The sequence below is a fragment of the Shumkonia mesophila genome (assembly GCF_026163695.1).
Taxonomy (GTDB): domain Bacteria; phylum Pseudomonadota; class Alphaproteobacteria; order Rhodospirillales; family Shumkoniaceae; genus Shumkonia; species Shumkonia mesophila.
In genome coordinates, this window is sequence record NZ_JAOTID010000004.1 from 327,406 (window position 1) to 344,217 (window position 16,812).

The 16,812-nt window shown below is 66.8% G+C and carries 17 protein-coding genes; 10 read left to right on the forward strand and 7 right to left on the reverse strand.

Annotated features, from left to right (window positions below; translation table 11 throughout):
- Positions 1–19: 19 nt before the first annotated feature.
- Complete coding sequence (locus ODR01_RS09765) at positions 20–910, reverse strand: YicC/YloC family endoribonuclease (RefSeq protein ID WP_316977450.1); 891 nt, start codon at positions 908–910, stop codon at positions 20–22.
- 55 nt (positions 911–965) lie between these two features.
- The gene (locus ODR01_RS09770; protein ID WP_316977451.1) at positions 966–2,552 is read right to left on the reverse strand and encodes a sensor histidine kinase; all 1,587 of its coding nucleotides are present in this window, start codon (positions 2,550–2,552) and stop codon (positions 966–968) included.
- A 213-nt stretch (positions 2,553–2,765) separates the two neighbouring features.
- Here ODR01_RS09770 and ODR01_RS09775 point away from each other — a divergent pair, with 213 nt between their 5' ends.
- A complete protein-coding gene (locus ODR01_RS09775; protein WP_316977452.1) occupies positions 2,766–3,539 on the forward strand; it encodes an SDR family NAD(P)-dependent oxidoreductase in 774 nt (257 codons plus the stop codon).
- A gap of 198 nt (positions 3,540–3,737) precedes the next feature.
- Here the strand turns inward: ODR01_RS09775 and mltG are convergent, their stop codons facing one another.
- From mltG to fabD, 5 genes are all read right to left on the reverse strand, one after another.
- A complete protein-coding gene (gene mltG / locus ODR01_RS09780) occupies positions 3,738–4,739 on the reverse strand; it encodes an endolytic transglycosylase MltG (RefSeq protein ID WP_316977453.1) in 1,002 nt (333 codons plus the stop codon).
- Positions 4,740–4,752: 13 nt separating this feature from the next.
- Positions 4,753–6,015, reverse strand: a complete 1,263-nt coding sequence (gene fabF, locus ODR01_RS09785; RefSeq protein ID WP_316977454.1) for a beta-ketoacyl-ACP synthase II — start codon at positions 6,013–6,015, stop codon at positions 4,753–4,755.
- Between the two features lie 84 nt (positions 6,016–6,099).
- Positions 6,100–6,333: an acyl carrier protein gene (locus tag ODR01_RS09790; protein ID WP_316977455.1), complete on the reverse strand. Its 234-nt coding sequence runs from the start codon at positions 6,331–6,333 to the stop codon at positions 6,100–6,102.
- A 147-nt stretch (positions 6,334–6,480) separates the two neighbouring features.
- Entirely contained in the window at positions 6,481–7,218 is a 738-nt protein-coding gene (gene fabG / locus ODR01_RS09795; protein ID WP_316977456.1) for a 3-oxoacyl-[acyl-carrier-protein] reductase, read from the reverse strand.
- A 26-nt stretch (positions 7,219–7,244) separates the two neighbouring features.
- Positions 7,245–8,186, reverse strand: coding sequence for an ACP S-malonyltransferase (fabD, locus tag ODR01_RS09800; RefSeq protein WP_316977457.1), 942 nt, complete (start codon positions 8,184–8,186; stop codon positions 7,245–7,247).
- A gap of 288 nt (positions 8,187–8,474) precedes the next feature.
- On the opposite strand from fabD, the gene rpsF reads away from it, so the two are divergent.
- The 9 genes from rpsF (at position 8,475) to ODR01_RS09845 (ending at position 16,578) form a co-directional block, all read left to right on the forward strand.
- Positions 8,475–8,933 carry a 30S ribosomal protein S6 gene (gene rpsF, locus ODR01_RS09805; protein WP_316977469.1) on the forward strand — a complete coding sequence of 153 codons (459 nt, stop codon included), beginning with the start codon at positions 8,475–8,477 and terminating at the stop codon, positions 8,931–8,933.
- A 2-nt stretch (positions 8,934–8,935) separates the two neighbouring features.
- A complete protein-coding gene (rpsR, locus tag ODR01_RS09810; RefSeq protein WP_316977470.1) occupies positions 8,936–9,217 on the forward strand; it encodes a 30S ribosomal protein S18 in 282 nt (93 codons plus the stop codon).
- Positions 9,218–9,321: 104 nt separating this feature from the next.
- Entirely contained in the window at positions 9,322–10,260 is a 939-nt protein-coding gene (locus ODR01_RS09815) for a DUF2232 domain-containing protein (protein ID WP_316977458.1), read from the forward strand.
- Positions 10,260–10,865 carry a 50S ribosomal protein L9 gene (gene rplI, locus ODR01_RS09820; protein ID WP_316977471.1) on the forward strand — a complete coding sequence of 202 codons (606 nt, stop codon included), beginning with the start codon at positions 10,260–10,262 and terminating at the stop codon, positions 10,863–10,865. The genes ODR01_RS09815 and rplI overlap by 1 nt, the downstream gene beginning before the upstream one ends.
- 210 nt (positions 10,866–11,075) lie before the next feature.
- On the forward strand, positions 11,076–12,314 hold the full coding sequence (locus ODR01_RS09825; RefSeq protein WP_316977459.1) for a cyclopropane-fatty-acyl-phospholipid synthase family protein: 1,239 nt from the start codon (positions 11,076–11,078) through the stop codon (positions 12,312–12,314).
- A gap of 99 nt (positions 12,315–12,413) precedes the next feature.
- Positions 12,414–13,919: a replicative DNA helicase gene (locus ODR01_RS09830; RefSeq protein ID WP_394356818.1), complete on the forward strand. Its 1,506-nt coding sequence runs from the start codon at positions 12,414–12,416 to the stop codon at positions 13,917–13,919.
- A 7-nt stretch (positions 13,920–13,926) separates the two neighbouring features.
- Positions 13,927–15,033: an alanine racemase gene (alr, locus tag ODR01_RS09835; RefSeq protein WP_316977460.1), complete on the forward strand. Its 1,107-nt coding sequence runs from the start codon at positions 13,927–13,929 to the stop codon at positions 15,031–15,033.
- A gap of 1 nt (position 15,034) precedes the next feature.
- A complete protein-coding gene (locus ODR01_RS09840) occupies positions 15,035–15,808 on the forward strand; it encodes an MlaE family ABC transporter permease (protein WP_316977461.1) in 774 nt (257 codons plus the stop codon).
- Positions 15,805–16,578 carry an ABC transporter ATP-binding protein gene (locus ODR01_RS09845; protein ID WP_316977462.1) on the forward strand — a complete coding sequence of 258 codons (774 nt, stop codon included), beginning with the start codon at positions 15,805–15,807 and terminating at the stop codon, positions 16,576–16,578. The genes ODR01_RS09840 and ODR01_RS09845 overlap by 4 nt, the downstream gene beginning before the upstream one ends.
- Positions 16,579–16,812: the final 234 nt, after the last annotated feature.

Below are 16,812 nucleotides of genomic sequence, written 5' to 3' on the forward strand. Positions count from 1 at the left end.
GAGACCGGCGGGGCTGGGGCTATTCAATGTTTTGCACCTGTTCGCGCATCTGGTCGATGACCGCCTTCAAGGCCAGCCCGCAGCGGCTGAGATCCATGTCCGGAGACTTCGAGCACAGCGTGTTGGTCTCGCGGTTGAATTCCTGGCACAGGAAGTCCAGCCGCCGCCCCACCGCGTCCGTCTCGCGCAAGAGCGACCGGCCGGCCGCCAGATGCCCCCTCAGCCGGTCCAGTTCCTCGCGCGGATCGGCCTTGGTCATCAACAGTGCCGCCTCCTGCGCCAGCCGCTCCTCGGAAAGGGCGGGCAGATCCTCCAGAAGGGCCTTCACCTGGCTGACCAGGCGTTCGCGGATGGCTTTGGGCTGGGCGGCAACCACCGCCTCGGCTTCGCGGCACAGCGCCTCGACCTCGTCGAACTGGCCGCCGACGATCTCGGCCAGGTGGCGACCCTCGTCGCGACGGGCCGCGTGCAGCGAATCGAGCGCGGCGTCGAGGGAGGCCAGAAGTTCGGCATCCATCGCCTGCTGGGCCTGCTCGTCCACCTCCTCCTCGGCCGTCTCGATGACGCCGCGCAACGCGAGAACCCCTTCCGGACGGGGCGGCGCGGCGTTGGGAATCCGCCGCTGAACCTCGGCGAGAAGGCCGATGACCTCGTCCAGGGCGGTGTGGTTGATGCGGAACCCCGCGCCGCGGACGTTCCATTGCAGCGACAACGACAGCGAGACGTTGCCCCGGCGGAAACGGGCGACGACCCGCTCGCGAATGGGCGGGTCGAGGCGGTCGAAACCATTCGGCAGCCGGCTTCGCACATCGAGGCCGCGGCCGTTGACGCTTTTGACTTCCCAGATCCACGAGCAGCGGTCGTTCTGCCCTTGGGCGCGGGCGAAGCCCGTCATCGATGAAATGGCCACACAACCTCTCCAGCACCGGCCCCTGCGGCCCCCGTTATATCGTCCGCCACCGGGATCAACAAGCGGCCGTGGGAACGGCGGGGGCGGGATGGGCCTCGTCGGCCTTGTTCCCGGTCTCTCCCGAGACCGCAAGGGTGAATTGGAAGGCGGTGCCCGCGTCCACGCCCTCGACCAATTCCAGACGGCCGTTGTGGGCCTCGACGATGGACCGGCAAATGGCCAATCCCATGCCGAGCCCGTCGCCCTTGGTGGTGACGAACGGCTCGAAGATGGACTGGCGGAGGTCGGACGGAACCCCGCGTCCGGAATCGCGAACGGTCACCCGTACCAGATCGTCGCCGCACCGGGCGGTCGAGATGATCACCCGGCGGGACGATGGCGCGTTTTCCCGGGCCGCCTCGACGCCATTGCGCGCGAGGTTGAGAATGACCTGCTGGATCTGGATCTTGTCGGCGGTCACCGGGTCAAGCGCTGTCGCCAGATCGAGAGCGACGGCGACGCCATGGCATTGCGCCTCGGCCTGCAGAAGATCGACCGTCTCGCGAATGGTGGCGTTGATGTCGACCGGCGCCTTCTCGGGTTCCACCTTCTGGACGAAGGAGCGAACCCGGCGGATGACCTCGCCGGCGCGAAGTGCCTCGGCCGCCGCCCTCTCCATGGCGTCCAGCACCTCCTGGGTCACCGTATTGGTTTTCCTGAGCCGCGCGATGCTCCCCCGCACGTAGTTGGAAATGGCGGTCAGCGGCTGGTTCAGCTCGTGGGCAAGGCCGGTCGCCATCTCCCCCATCGTGCTGACCCTGGAAACGTGGGCGAGTTCCGCCTGCAACCGCCGCGCTTTTTCGTCCGCCTCGCGGCGTTGGCGCGCCATGGTCACCAGGGCGATGCCGAGCTCGCCGATTTCGTCGCCGCGCTGTTCCGGCAACGACACGTCGAAGGCGCCGCGACCGATCTGGCGGGTCAGCACCACCAGCTTCTCGATCGGGCCGCTGATTCCACGTGCCACCGCCACGCTGAACAGAATCCCCAAGGCGGCGAAGACAAATGCCGCGATGCCGCTGACCGTCAGCAGCCGGGTCGTTCCTTTTTGATGAATTCCTTCGACCAAGGCTTGGGTCGTCGCAATGTCCGATTGCACGTCGGTCAATAAAAGGCCGACGGTCACACCGCCCAGAATCCGCGCACCCTCCGCGACGGGGACCGAGACGCTGAGGCGGTCGCCCTCGATCAAGGTGACGCTGTGGCCGAAGGACAGCACCGCGGTCATCTTATTGTCGGGCACCCCCGGGAAATCGGCGACGACCGTGTCTGAGCCATCCACGACGATGCCCCGGGAGGCGTTGAAAACGCGGACATGGTCGACGCCCCGCCGGCCGCGGGCGGACAGAACGAGATCGCGCACGGCATCCCATTGCTGGCGGGAAAGGGGGTCGGTCAGGGATTCCGAAAGGAAGACGGCCACGCCCTGGGCGCGCCGTTCGGCCTGCTTCAACAGCGCCGCCGCCATCGCCGCCGAGTTCGACTCGCGCGTCTCGTCCATCGTTTGGCGGAACTGCACGAAGAGCAAAGCCGACAGCACAACAACCAGGGCGGCGATCAGGCCGATGATCGCCATCGTGACGCGCGTATGGAGGCGAACGATCATTCACCTTATTCCGTTGCCGGCAGGGTTGAACCGCCGGGTCTTGCCGTTCGCAAGCGCGACATCCTATCCCCGACCGTGCGCCGGCCGACACCCCGGATTTTCCCCACTGTCGATACCGGTCCGCCTTCGGCCGCCCCTTGTCGATGTTTTCTTCGTCGTTTCCGGCCCCCGGATCTTTTATCCTGACGGCATCCCCGCCGCAACGAAAGGGCCATGGTGAGAAATTTTTCGTCTCCGCGATCCATCCTGATCACCGGCGCCTCGAATGGCATCGGCGCCGCGCTGGCCACCGGCTACGCCGCCCCCGGCGTCTTCCTGGCGCTCGCCGGACGCAACGCCGACCGCCTGGAGGCGGTGGCCCGGCAGTGCCGGGAGCGGGGCACGGATGTGGCGGTCAAGGCCATCGAGGTGGTCGATCGTGCCGCCATGGCCGCCTGGATCGAGGGCGTCGACGACGCTCATCCGCTGGACCTCGTCATCGCCAATGCCGGAATTTCGGCCGGAACCGCGCGCTCGACCGACCCCGTGGAAAAGGTCCGCGAGATCTTCGCGGTCAACGTGGACGGGCTGCTCAACACCCTCGATCCCGCCATCGCCCGCATGCGCCCGCGCCGCCGGGGACAATTGGCCGTGGTCAGTTCCATTGCCGGTTTCCGCGGCCTGCCCGGCACCACCGCCTACGCCGCCAGCAAGGCCGCCGTCAGAAGCTACGGCGAAGGCCTGCGGGGCTCGCTGTGGGAGGACGGCATCGGGGTGTCGGTCATCTGCCCGGGCTTCGTCGTTTCCGGCATGACGGCGGTGAATCCCTTTCGCATGCCGTTCATCATGGGGGCCGACAAGGCGGCCGGCATCATCCGGCGTGGCCTTGCCCGCGACAAGGCCCGCATCGCCTTTCCGTGGCCGATGTACGTCGTCGTCTGGCTGATGAGTGTCCTGCCCCCGGCCTGGACCGATCCGCTGTTCCGGCGCCTGCCGCGCAACCCGTAAAACCGGGTGTATTTCGGCATCTCGTATTTTGGGGACACCATACTTCGTATTTTGGGGACACCATACTTAATTCGATTTCACCGCTCATTGCCCGGAATGGCAATGTCTTTTCGCGAATTAAGTATGGTGTCCCCAAAATACCCGCCGAAATACCCCCGAAATACCCGCCGGCGCCTGCCGCGCAGCCCCTGAGCCGCGTCAGCGGGGATCGGCCGGCCCGGGCGTTTCCTGGTCGCGCAGTTTGCGCCAGCGGGCGACGTTGCGGTTGTGTTCGTCCAGTGTCCTGGCGAACGCGTGCCCGCCGTTGCCGTCGGCCACGAAATAAAGGTCGTCGGTGTCGGCCGGATTGAGGGCGGCCACCACCGAGGCCCGGCCCGGATTGCAGATCGGCGCCGGCGGCAGGCCGTCTTGCGCATAGGTGTTGAACGGAGAGGGCGTCTTCAGGTCCTGGCGCATCAGGGGGCGCCCCAGGGCCTCTTTGCCGCCGGTGAGCGCGTAGACTACCGTCGGGTCGGACTGCAGCCGCATACCCTTCTTCAGGCGGTTGACGAAGACCGCCGCCACCCGCGAACGTTCTGCCGGCACGGCGGTTTCCTTTTCGATGATGGAAGCCAGGATGACCGCCTCGCGCGGCGAGGAAAGCGGCAGGTCCGGCCGGCGTTCCACCCACGCGCGGGCCAGGATGTCGTCCATGGCGCGGGCCATGCGTCCGACCATCTCCTGGCGGCTGTCGCCATGGGAATAGTGATACGTCTCGGGCAACAGCGTTCCCTCGGCAAGTGCCCCGGCGATGTCGCCGACGAGACCGTCGGCGGCAGTCAGTTGCGCCGCCACCTGGGCCACCGTCGCCCCTTCGACCAGGGTCAGGCGCCGCACCACCGTTCGACCGCTTTCAAGGAGCGCGATGGCGTCGCGAACGCTGATCGCCGCCGGAAACGCGTATTCGCCGGCCTTGAGGCGGCCGTCGGCACCGGTGATGTTGGCCCCCGCCTCGAAGACCGTGGGGTGTCTGATGACGCCGGCTGCGGCCAATTGGGCGGCGATGGCGCCGAGGCCGGCCCCTTTCGGGATCACCAGCGTGGCCGGCGCCGCCAGCGGTCCCGGCCGCACGAACTGGGCATAGCCCCAGGCGAGCACGCCGCCGCCGGCCAGCAAGGCCAGAAGAACCAGGGAAACCAGGAGGAACGCGATGCGGCGCATGCCGCCTTACATTCTAGCTGAATGCCTTGAAGATGATCGACGCATTGGTTCCGCCGAAGCCGAAGGAATTGGACAGCACGGCGTTGATCTTGCGTTCCCGGGCCTTGTGGGGCACCAGGTCGACTCCGGCAGCGGCGTCGCTGGGATTGTCGAGGTTCAGCGTCGGCGGCGCGATGCTGTCGCGCATGGCGAGGATCGAGAAGATCGCCTCGACCGATCCCGCCGCGCCCAGGCAGTGGCCGACCGCCGATTTCGTCGACGACATGGAAACCTTCTTCATGGCCTCGCCGAACAGGCGCTTGGCGGCGCCCAGCTCGATTTCGTCGCCCAATGGCGTCGAGGTCCCGTGGGCGTTGACGTAATCGATGTCGTCGGGCGTCATGCCGGCCCTTTTCAAGGCCATGGCCATGCACCGATAGGCGCCGTTGCCGTCCTCGGCCGGCGCCGTGATGTGGTGGGCGTCGCCGGTCAGGCCGTAGCCGACGAACTCGGCATAGATGTTGGCGCCCCGCTTCTTGGCGTGCTCGAGTTCCTCGAGAACGACGACGCCGGCGCCGTCCCCCATCACGAAACCGTCGCGGTCGCGGTCCCACGGCCGCGAGGCGCGCGTTGGCGCGTCGTTGAAATGGGTCGACAACGCGTTGGCCCGCGAGAAGCCGGCCACGCCCAGGCGGCAGATGGCGGCTTCCGCCCCGCCGGCGATCATGACGTCGGCGTCTTCCCACATGATCATGCGGGCCGCATCGCCGATCGAATGGGCGCCGGTCGAACAGGCGGTGACGACCGCGTGGTTCGGCCCCTTGAGGCCGTATTTGATCGAAACCTGCCCGGACACCAGGTTGATCAGGCTGGCCGGGATGAAGAACGGGCTCAACCGCCGGACGTTGCTCTCGACGATGACCGCCCCCTTGGCGATCTCGGCCAGGCCGCCGATCCCCGAGCCGATCGACACGCCGGTTCGACAGCGGTCCTCGTCGGTTTCGGGCTTCCACCCGGAATCCTCGATCGCCTGCGTCGCCGCCGCCATCCCATAGAGGATGAACTTGTCGACCCGGCGGGCGTCCTTTGGCTCCATCCAGTCGTCGGAGGTGAACAGGCCCTCGGCCGTCGGTCCCTCGGGAACCTGGCCGGCGACCTTGGCCGGAAGGTCCGAAACGTCGAAATTCTCGATGGTCCGAATGCCCGACTGCCCTTGAAGCAAACGATCCCAACAGGGTTTCACCCCGCACCCAAGGGATGTCAGGAGCCCAATTCCGGTGACGACGACACGTCTCATGACGGTTGCGGTTCCGTTATTGTGGGGGAGTGGCGAAAAGGACATGCCCGGCAAGGCCGGGCTTCGCGCCTCCCTAGGAAGGATCTACTTGTGCGCCTCGATGAAGTCGATGGCGTCCTTGATGGTCAGGATCTTTTCGGCGGCGTCGTCGGGGATTTCGCAGTTGAATTCCTCCTCGAACGCCATGACGAGCTCAACCGTGTCCAGGCTGTCGGCCCCGAGATCATCGATGAAGCTGGCATTCTCGGTCACCTTCGTCTCTTCGACCCCGAGATGCTCCACGACGATTTTCTTCACGCGATCACCAACATCACTCATCGGTAAATTCCTTGCCTGTTCCTCATTGAATGCAATGACCCGGCCGCTTCCCGCAAAGTCCCCACAGACCCCTTGGGCGCCGGCGACGGCCCCTCTCGTAACACACTTTTTCCGCCTTTGCCAACACCCAGCAAAGGCGCGGTATTCCTAGATCATGGCCATGCCGCCGTTGACATGCACGGTTTGCCCGGTGACGTAGGCGGCCTCGTCGCTGGCCAGGAACGCCACGGCGGCGGCGACATCCTGGGGCGTGCCCAGACGGCCGCCCGGGATGCTGGCCACCAAACGCTGCTTCTGCTCGTCGGACAGGGCATCGGTCATCGGGGTGGCAATGAAGCCGGGGGCCACGCAGTTGACCGTGATGCCGCGCGAGGCCACTTCCTGGGCCATCGACTTCGACATGGCGATCATGCCGCCCTTCGAGGCCGCGTAGTTGACCTGGCCGGCGTTGCCCGTCACCCCAACGATGGAGGCGATGCCGACGATGCGCCCCGAGCGCTGCTTCATCATCGGGCGAAGGCAGGCCCGCGACAGCCGGAACGCCGCCGTCAGGTTGACGTCGAGCACCAGTTGCCAGTCCTCGTCCTTCATGCGCATGGCCAGGTTGTCGCGGGTCAGGCCGGCGTTGTTGATAAGGATGTCGATGCGCCCCATCGCCTTTTCGGCGTCGGCCACCAGCTTGGCCGGGGCCTCGGGATCGCTTAGGTTCGCCTCGAACAGATGGGTCCGTCCGCCCAACTCCTTGGCCAGCGCCTCCATGCCCTCGCGGCGCATGTCGGTCAGGCCCAGCGTCGCCCCCTGCCCGTGCAGCAGGCGGGCGATGGCCCCGCCGATGCCGCCGGAGGCCCCGGTGATCAACGCGCATTTTCCGGAAAAGTCGAACATGGCTTCCCTCTCCCCTCGTCCGTTCGTCACAGGGTCTTGACCAGTGTCTCGATGTCCTCGGGCGTGCCGACCGCCATCGCCGCCAGATCGCGGTCGATGCGCCGGGCCAGCCCGCTCAGCACCCTGCCCGCCCCCACCTCGACCAGAGTATCCACGCCCAGCGCCTTCATGGCCAGAACGCTCTCGCGCCAGCGCACCGTCGACGTCACCTGCTTGACCAGCAGGCGGCGGATCTCGGCGGCTTCCTCGACCGGCGCGGCGGTGACGTTGGCGATCAGCGGCACCACCGGGGATTCGATGTCGGCCCCCGCCAGGGCCTCTTCCATGATCTCGGCGGCCGGCGCCAGCAGCGAGCAATGGAACGGCGCGCTGACCGGCAGCATCACGCACTTGCGGGCGCCCTTCCCGCCGGCGATGGCGACGGCCCGCTCGACGGCGGCCAAGGCGCCGCTGACCACGACCTGCCCGGGGGCGTTGTCGTTGGCCGTCTCGCACACGCCCACCTCCGAGGCCTCCTTGGCGATCGCCTGCGCCGCCGCGAAGTCGACGCCGATCAGGGCCGCCATGCCGCCGACGCCGACCGGCACGGCCTGTTGCATGGCGCGGCCGCGCGTCCTGAGCAGCCGGGCCGCCACCGGCACGCTGAGCGCCTCGGCGGCGGCCAGCGCCGAATATTCGCCCAGCGAATGGCCGGCGACGAAGGCGCAGGCCTTCGCCACGTCCATGCCGCCTTCCTGGCGCAACACCCGGATGACCGCCAGGCTGACCGCCATCAGCGCCGGTTGCGCGTTCTCCGTCAGGGTCAGCTCGTCGGCCGGACCTTCGAACATCAGCTTGGCCAGGTGCTGGCCCAAAGCGTCGTCCACCTCCTGGAAGAGGTGGCGCGCGGCGGGAAAAGCGGCGGCGAGTTCTCGGCCCATGCCAACGGCTTGCGAACCCTGGCCGGGAAAAACGAAAGCGCGGGTCATGCGGTCGTTCCTTCGGATTTAATTTCGGTGACAGTGCACTTAATTCACTCCGCTCCCCCGGCTGCCGCCCGCGTCGCGCCGAATTAAGTGCACTGTCACCGAAATAGCAACGGAAATGGCGGCCAGTGATAGCGTCTCGGCCGTAGGTGTCAAGCGCGCTTGCACATGGATTTCAAATGTGTATAGTGCCGCGCCTCATATCTCTGTGCCGGGAAGGGCCCGGCTATGCTCGTCGGATCCGCGAAAACCACCGGCCGATGGGTTGAGAAAAGCCAGACGGAGAAGAAGATGCCGTATTACGAAAACGTGTTTATCGCACGTCAGGACATCTCTGCCACCCAGGTCGATTCCCTCGCCGACGCCTTTACCGCCACCATCGAAGGTCTGGGCGGCAAGGTCGCCAAGCGCGAGTACTGGGGGCTGCGCAACCTGGCGTACAAGGTGAAGAAGAATCGCAAAGGCCACTACGTGCTGCTCAACCTGGACGCCCCCGCCGAGGCCGTCCACGAGATGGAGCGGCTGATGCGGATCAACGAAGACATCCTGCGTTACCTGACGATTCGCGTCGACGAGTTGGAAGAAGGCCCGTCGGCCATGGTCCAGGGCCGCGGCGGCCGTGAAGAGCGGCACCGTCGTGGCGATCGCGGCTCCTCGCCGCGCTTTGGCGACGACGACGCCGTCGATGCCGATGCTCCGGCGGCCGAGGTCGAGGTTAGCGGCGACGTGATCGAGGGAGACGCCCGATGATGATGGATGACGACGACAAGAGAGAGAGAACCGGTGGCGCCCGCGGGGCCGCTGGCGGCGGACGCCGGCCGTTTGTCCGTCGGCGCAAGACGTGTCCGTTCTCCGGCCGCGGCGCGCCGAAGATCGACTACAAGGACATCCGGCTGCTGACGCGCTATGTGTCCGAGCGCGGCAAGATGGTGCCGAGCCGGATCACCGCCGTCTCCGCCAAGAAGCAGCGCGAGTTGTCGCGGGCCATCAAGCGGGCCCGTTACCTGGCGTTGCTGCCCTACGTGCTGAAGTAGGGACGCCCCGGAAGCCGAACCGCCGGCCCCGCCCCTCGACGTCGAGGGGATGGTGCCGCCGGTCGGCGCTCCGTGCAGCCCCAGGAATAGAGGCCCGAGAACCCATGTCCAGGCACCTCTTCATCGCCCTGGGCGGAATCGCGAGCGCGGTCCTGTCGATCGCTTTCGCGACGGGAAAGCCCAGCATGATCATGCTGGCCAATCTCGCGCCTTTGCCGCTGTTCCTGGTCGGCCTCGGCTATGGGGCCAAGGCGGGATTCCTGGCGGGAGCCGTCGGGTTGACCCTGTCGGCGGGGATGGGCGGCCTGGTGGCCGCCGGCATGTACGGGTTGGTTCATGCCCTGCCCAGCGGGCTGGCCTTCCGCCAGGCCCTGTTGCAGCGAACCGACGACAAGGGCCAGGCGACATGGTATCCGCTGGGGGCCGTCCTCTGCTGGTTGGCCGCCTTTGCCGGCGCCCTTCTGGTGGTGGTGGCCCTGGTCAGGTACGAACAAGGCGAAGGTCTCCGGCAATCGGTATCTTCCTATCTGGAGATGGTGCTGCGGGTCGTCTGGCCGGTGCTGGCCGAGACGGATCGAAACGAGATCCTCGCCGAAATGGTCCCCTTCTTTCCGGGTGCCGCCGCGGTCATGTGGCTCGCGGTCGTCGTCGGCAACGGGCTGCTGGCCCTGGCCATCCTGACCCGCTCGGGGCGCAACGTGCGTCCGGGCCCGACGGCCAAGGACATGGTGTTGCCGGACTGGGTGTCGTGGCTGATGGTGGCGGCCGCCGTCGTGTCCTTGCTGGGATCGGGCGACGTGGAGTATATCGGGCGTAACCTGGTCATGATCATGGCGGTGCCCTTCTTCATTCTGGGAACGGCCGTGGTTCATGGACTGGCCCGCCGGGTTCGCGCCCGTCAGCCGCTTCTGGTGGTGTTCTATGTGGTTTTGTTCATGTCCGGTTGGGCCCGCATGGCCGTGGTCGGACTTGGGTTGATCGAGCAGTGGGTTGGCGTGCGGCGCCGTGTCGCTGGACCGGACCCGGTGCGGGAGGACGAATGATGCAAGTGATTTTGTTGGAGCGGATCGAAAAGTTGGGGCAGATGGGCGACGTGGTCAACGTCAAACCCGGCTACGCCCGGAACTATCTGTTGCCCGAGAAGAAGGCGATGCGGGCGACCGAAGAAAACCGTCGCTATTTCGCCAAGCAGCGGGTCCAGCTCGAGGCCGTCAACCTCGAACGCCGCGAGGAGGCCCAGGCGGTCGCCGCCAAGATGACGGGCCTGTCCGTGACGCTGATCCGCCAGGCCGGCGAAGCCGGCCAGCTGTATGGCTCGGTCGGCGCCCGCGACATCGCCGACGCCATGCTGGCGGCCGGCTTCGAGGTCAGCCGCAAGCAGGTCAAGCTGGCGCCGCCGATCAAGACGGTCGGCATCCATGACGTACGGGTCGACCTTCACGCCGAGGTGGCGGTGACAGTCAAGGCCAATATCGCCCGCTCGCCCGAGGAGGCCGAAATCCAGGCCAAGACCGGCGAGGCCGTCGTCCGCGAGGAAGAGCGGCCGGTCCTGATCGCCGAGGAGGAAGCCCCCGAGGAGGAGGCCGAGGCCGAGGCCGAGGCCGAAGCCGGCGACGAGGCGAAGCCCGCCGACGAGGAAGACGCTTAAGACGGGTTGTCGCCGCGATCCGATCGAAAAGGCGCGCCGGGTTGCCGGCGCGCCTTTTTTGCTGCGCCGCCAACGGCCTCCTCTTGTCGCGCCTACCCAAACATCCCATTTCTGTGGTACGCTTTTTCTCGGGAGTCCCAGGAGGGGGCACCCGCATAACGGGATGCTCAGTCATAGGCGCCGTTATGGCGCCGTTTCGGGAATGGCGCGATGTTGCTGGATTGGCTGCTGACACGCCTGGTTAGGGTTGGCACCCTGACACTCGTCGATGCCGAAGGCCGGACCCGTGTGTACCGCGGTGAGCCCGGGCCCGAGGTCAGGGTTCGCCTGCACGACAAGGCCCTTCACTGGCGCCTGCCGCTCAACGTGCAACTGACGGCCGGCGAAGCCTACATGGACGGAACGCTGACGGTCGAGGACGGCTCCGTCTTCGACCTGCTGAACCTGGCGGCGATCAATCTGCCGTCGCTGGAGCGCCATCCGTTCTTCGCCCTTGGCAACTTGCTGCAACGCGCCCTCCGGCGTCTGCACCAGTTCAACATCCTCCCCCGGGCGCAGGCCAACGTGGCCCATCATTACGACATTTCCGGCGCCATCTACGACCTCTTCCTCGATGCCGACCGCCAGTATTCGTGCGCCTATTTCGTGCGGCCGGACGACGACCTGGAAACCGCCCAGGAGAACAAGAAAAACCATATCGCCGCCAAACTGCTGCTGCGCGAAGGGCAGAAGGTGCTGGACATCGGATGCGGCTGGGGCGGCCTGGCGCTCACCCTGGCCCGGCGGGCCAAGGTCGAGGTGACCGGCATGACGCTTTCCACCGAACAGTTCCACCTGGCCGGCCAGCGGGCCGAGGAAGCCGGGCTGGCCAAGCGGGTCCACTTCCACCTGCGCGACTATCGCCATCAGCAGGGCCGCTTCGATCGCATCGTTTCGGTGGGCATGTTCGAGCACGTCGGGGTCGGCTACTACAAGACCTTCTTCGGCAAGATCCACGACCTGCTGACCGACGACGGCGTGGCGCTCATCCATACCATCGGCCGCGCCGACGGCCCCGGCGCCACCAGCCCGTGGATTCGCAAGTACATCTTCCCCGGCGGCTATATCCCGGCCCTCTCGGAAGTGACGGCGGCCATCGAACGCAGCCGGCTTTTCATCACCGACGTCGAGGTGCTCCGGCTTCACTACGCCGAAACCCTGCGTCACTGGCGGGAGCGGTTCGTCGCCAACTGGGACGAAGCCAAGACCATTTATGACGAGCGGTTCTGCCGGATGTGGGAATTCTATCTGGCGGCCAGCGAGGTGGCCTTCCGCCACCTGGGCCTGGTCGTCTTCCAGGTCCAGTTGGCCCGTCGCCAGGACGCCGTGCCACTGACCCGGACCTACCTGACCGACGAAAGTCGCCGGATGGAACGGCAGCCCGGCGCCGGCCGCCAAGTCGCGGCGTAGGTTTTCCACCGGTCATCCACGTGTCATCCACTTTTACACAGGGGGGTGGGAAACGTCCCCTCTTTGCAGAGTGGTGCCGAGCCACTAGGTTGGCGTCCCATGACGATGCAAGTCTCCACCTCGCTGCCCCAACAACTCGCCGATGCCGACGCCCGGCTGTCGGCCTTTCGCACGCCGCCCCACAATATCGACGCCGAGAAAGCGCTGCTGGGCGCCATCTTCGCCAACAACCGCGCCTACGAGGCGGTTTCCGAGTTCCTGAGGTCCGACCATTTCGCCATCGGGCAGAACGGCCGCATCTTCGAAGCCTGCGCCAAGCTGGTGGAGCGCGGCCAGATTGCCGACCCGGTGACGCTCAAGAACTTCTTCGAGCAGGACCAGTCGCTGGCCGAGGTCGGCGGCCCGGCCTATCTGGCCGAGTTGGCGTCCTCGGCGGTGGGCCTGATCAACGCCGGCGAGTATGGCCGGCTGATCTATGACCTGCATCTGCGCCGCGAGCTCATCAACCTGGGCGAGGACGTGGTCGAGCGGGCCTATCAGGGCGACGTCGAGGAGACCGCGGTCAACCAGATCGAGCGGGCCGAACAGGGCCTCTACGACCTGGCCACCCGCGGCGAGTACGAGGGCGGCTTCCAGCCCTTCAAGACCTCGGTCATCGACGCCATCGAAATGGCCGAAAAGGCCCACAAGCGCGAAGGCTCGCTGGCCGGCGTCGGCACCGGGTTCACCGATGTCGACAAGACGCTGGGCGGCCTGCATCCCTCCGACCTCATCATCCTGGCCGGCCGGCCGTCGATGGGCAAGACGGCGCTGGCCACCAACATCGCCTTCAACGCCGCCTATACCTACGCCAAGTCGAAGGGCGGCGAAGGCGGCATCGTCGGCTTCTTCTCGCTGGAAATGTCGGCCGAGCAGCTGGCCAGCCGCATTCTTTCCGAGCAGACCGACATCTCGTCGGACCGCATGCGCAAGGGCGAGCTTTCGAACGACGAGTTCAACCGCCTGGTGGTCGCCAGCCAGACCCTGCACCAGATCCCCATCTTCATCGACGACACCCCGGCGCTGACGGTCAGCGCGCTGCGTACCCGGGCCCGCCGCCTGAAGCGTCAGCATGGCCTGGCCATGATCGTCATCGACTACCTGCAGCTGATCGCCTCCTCGCACGGCTCGCGCAGCGACAACCGGGTGCAGGAAGTTTCGGAAATCACCCGCGGGCTGAAAACGCTGGCCAAGGAACTCGATGTGCCGGTGCTGGCGCTGTCGCAGCTGTCGCGCGCCGTCGAGCAGCGCGACAACAAGCGGCCGCAGCTTTCGGATTTGCGCGAATCGGGGTCCATCGAGCAGGACGCCGACGTCGTCATGTTCATCTTCCGCGAGGAATACTACCTGGAGCGCGACGAGCCGGCCCAGCGCCAGGACGAAAACGACGACAAGTTCTTCGACCGCCGCAAGCGTTGGGAGGAACGGCTGGAGACGGTGCGCAACGTCGCCGAGGTCATCGTTGCCAAGCAGCGCCACGGGCCCATCGGCACCGTCAAGCTGATGTTCCAGGGGGCGTTCACCCGCTTCGGCAACCTCGACCAGGACCATCCGGGTTACCGGTGAACCGGCCATGGTGAGCGAGGCTTCCAGCGGCGCCGTCCTGACCATCGACCTGGCCGCCCTGGCCGCCAACTGGCAAAGCCTGAGGGATCGCCTGAAGGGCGCCGAATGCGCCGGCGTGGTGAAGGCCGATGCCTATGGCCTTGGCCTGGAGCCGGTGGCCCGAACCCTCGCCGCGGCGGGATGCCGGGTCTTCTTCGTCGCCCACCTGGAGGAAGGCGTCGCGCTGCGCGCCGTCCTGCCCAGGGCCGAGATCCATGTCCTGAACGGCCTTTTGCCCGGCACCGCCGCCGAGTTCGCGGCCAACCGGCTGATTCCGGTGCTGAACAGCCTGGAGAGCATCGACGCCTGGCGGGCCTTCTGCCGGACCCGGCAAAGCGCCTTGGCCGCCGACATCCACGTCGATACCGGCATGTCGCGCCTCGGCCTGCCGCCCGAAGAGGTGCAAACCCTCGCCGCCGAGCCGGCGCGCCTCGACGGCGTGGCGCCCGGCTACCTGATGAGCCATCTGGCCTGCGCCGACGAGCCGGGCCATCCGATGAACCCCGGGCAGTTGGCCGCGTTCGTCGAGATCCGCCGGCGGCTGCCCCTGACGCGCGCCTCGCTGGCCAATTCGGCGGGCATCTTTCTGGGATCCGGCTTCCACTTCGACCTCGCCCGGCCGGGGATCGCCGTCTATGGCGGCAACCCGGTGCCCGAATGCCCCAATCCGATGGCGCAAGTGGTTCGCCTGCAAGGAAAAATCCTGCAAGTGCGCGGCGTTGACACCCCCCAGACCGTTGGATATGGTGCCACACATCGCTTCGCCGGGCCCGCCAGGATCGCCACCATCGCGGTGGGTTATGCCGACGGTTTCCTGCGGTCCCTCGGCAACGCGGGGTGCGGGTTTGTTGGCGACATCCGGGCGCCGGTGGTGGGACGTGTTTCGATGGACCTGATCACGCTCGACGTCACCGCCGTTCCGGAAGCCCAATGCCGGCCAGGCTCGCTGGTCGACCTGATCGGCCCGCACAACGATATCGACGCCGTGGCCGGCACGGCCGGCACCATCAGCTACGAGATCCTGACCGGCCTCGGCCGGCGCTACCATCGGCGCTACGTCGGCGGGGCGGACTGACATGCGCCTGCTGCAACTGATCGGGCGGGTCGTCCTGGCCTTCCTCGGCACCACGGGCCGCCTGGCGCTGTTCGCCGGCGCCGGCTTTTCCCATTGCGTGCGGCCGCCCTTCTATCCGCGCATCATCGTCCGCCAGATGGTCGATATCGGCTACTACTCGCTGCCGGTGGTCGGCCTGACCGCCATTTTCGCCGGCATGGTCATGGCGTTGCAGACCTATACCGGAACCTCGCGCTTCTCGGCCGAAAGCGCGGTCGCCAACATCGTCGTGCTGGCGCTGACCCGCGAACTCGGCCCGGTGCTGGCCGGCCTGATGGTGGCCGGGCGCATTGGCGCCTCGCTGGCCGCCGAGATCGGCACCATGCGGGTGACCGAGCAGATCGACGCGCTCACCACGCTGTCCACCAATCCGATGAAGTACCTGGTGGCGCCGCGGCTGGTGGCCGGCGTCGTCATGTTTCCAGTATTGGTGCTGATCGCCGACATCATCGGGGTGTTCGGCGGCTATCTGGTGGCGGTCTACAAGCTGGGCTTCAACGCCTCCATCTACATCCAGAATACCTATAATTTCCTCCAGGCCGAGGACGTCATCTCGGGCCTGGTCAAGGCCGCCGTCTTCGGCGTCATCGTCACCCTGATGGGGTGCTATCACGGCTATCATTCGAAGGGCGGCGCCCAGGGCGTGGGCACGGCAACCACCAACGCCGTGGTGTCGGCCTGCATTCTGATCCTCGCCTTCGACTACATCCTGACGGAGATGTTCTTCGGCACATGAGCGATACGCCGAAAATCCGCATTCGCGGCCTTTCCAAGGCGTTCGGCCCCAAGGTGGTGCTGGACGGCCTGGACCTCGACGTCGGCGTCGCCGAATCGGTGGTGGTGATCGGCGGCTCGGGGACCGGCAAGTCGGTGCTGATCAAGAGCATCCTCGGGCTCCTGCGTCCCGACAAGGGCAGCATCCAGGTCGACGGCGAGGAAGTGACCGGCATGAAGGCCGGGGCGCGCGAGGCGGTGAATCGCAAGTTCGGCATGCTGTTCCAGGGCGCGGCGCTGTTCGACAGCCTGCCGTCGTGGGAAAACGTCGCCTTCGGCCTCCTGGCCCAGAAGCGGGTGAGCCGCCCGGAGGCCCGCGACATCGCGGTGGCCAAGCTGGCCCAGGTCGGCCTCGAACCCGAGGTGGCCGATCTCTATCCGGCGGAACTCTCGGGCGGCATGCAGAAACGCGTCGCCCTGGCCCGCGCCATCGCCGCCGATCCCGAGATCATCTTCTTCGACGAGCCGACCACCGGCCTGGACCCGATCATGGCCGACGTCATCAACGATTTGATCGTCAAGATCACCCGCGAGGTGGGGGCGACCGCCCTTTCCATCACTCACGACATGGCCAGCGCGCGCAAGATCGCCAACCGCATCGCCATGCTCTACGATGGCAAGATCATCTGGGCCGGTCCCACCGCCGGGATCGACGCCTCGGGCAACGCCTTCGTCGATCAGTTCATCCACGGCCGCGCCGAGGGCCCGATCAAAATGGCGGTGCGGAAATGACAAGGCGCGGAAGTGGCTGGCCTCAACCCTCTCCGCCCTTTGAGGGGGGAGAGGGTGGCGCGCAGCGCCGGGAGAGGTGGGCAAGGCCGCGGCGTGGGGGCCCCCCCCCCCCCCCCCCCCCCCCCCCCCCGCGGGGGGGGGGGGGGGGGGGGGGCCCCCGCGACCCGTCCGAGCTATGACCATGGAATGCCGCCTCCCCCTTGCCACCCCCGCGCCTTCCCGCCTACGCTGCCG

Excerpts from the sequence above, each read along its gene's own strand:
- fabG (WP_316977456.1), bottom strand. The coding sequence starts at position 7,218 with ATGTTCGACTTTTCCGGAAAATGCGCGTTGATCACCGGGGCCTCCGGC.
- rplI (WP_316977471.1), top strand. The coding sequence starts at position 10,260 with ATGCAAGTGATTTTGTTGGAGCGGATCGAAAAGTTGGGGCAGATGGGC.
- ODR01_RS09815 (WP_316977458.1), top strand. The coding sequence starts at position 9,322 with ATGTCCAGGCACCTCTTCATCGCCCTGGGCGGAATCGCGAGCGCGGTC.
- ODR01_RS09790 (WP_316977455.1), bottom strand. The coding sequence starts at position 6,333 with ATGAGTGATGTTGGTGATCGCGTGAAGAAAATCGTCGTGGAGCATCTC.
- ODR01_RS09830 (WP_394356818.1), top strand. The coding sequence starts at position 12,414 with ATGACGATGCAAGTCTCCACCTCGCTGCCCCAACAACTCGCCGATGCC.
- ODR01_RS09770 (WP_316977451.1), bottom strand. The coding sequence starts at position 2,552 with ATGATCGTTCGCCTCCATACGCGCGTCACGATGGCGATCATCGGCCTG.
- rpsF (WP_316977469.1), top strand. The coding sequence starts at position 8,475 with ATGCCGTATTACGAAAACGTGTTTATCGCACGTCAGGACATCTCTGCC.
- fabF (WP_316977454.1), bottom strand. The coding sequence starts at position 6,015 with ATGAGACGTGTCGTCGTCACCGGAATTGGGCTCCTGACATCCCTTGGG.
- ODR01_RS09775 (WP_316977452.1), top strand. The coding sequence starts at position 2,766 with ATGGTGAGAAATTTTTCGTCTCCGCGATCCATCCTGATCACCGGCGCC.
- alr (WP_316977460.1), top strand. The coding sequence starts at position 13,927 with ATGGTGAGCGAGGCTTCCAGCGGCGCCGTCCTGACCATCGACCTGGCC.
- fabD (WP_316977457.1), bottom strand. The coding sequence starts at position 8,186 with ATGACCCGCGCTTTCGTTTTTCCCGGCCAGGGTTCGCAAGCCGTTGGC.
- ODR01_RS09825 (WP_316977459.1), top strand. The coding sequence starts at position 11,076 with ATGTTGCTGGATTGGCTGCTGACACGCCTGGTTAGGGTTGGCACCCTG.
- ODR01_RS09840 (WP_316977461.1), top strand. The coding sequence starts at position 15,035 with ATGCGCCTGCTGCAACTGATCGGGCGGGTCGTCCTGGCCTTCCTCGGC.
- mltG (WP_316977453.1), bottom strand. The coding sequence starts at position 4,739 with ATGCGCCGCATCGCGTTCCTCCTGGTTTCCCTGGTTCTTCTGGCCTTG.
- rpsR (WP_316977470.1), top strand. The coding sequence starts at position 8,936 with ATGGATGACGACGACAAGAGAGAGAGAACCGGTGGCGCCCGCGGGGCC.
- ODR01_RS09845 (WP_316977462.1), top strand. The coding sequence starts at position 15,805 with ATGAGCGATACGCCGAAAATCCGCATTCGCGGCCTTTCCAAGGCGTTC.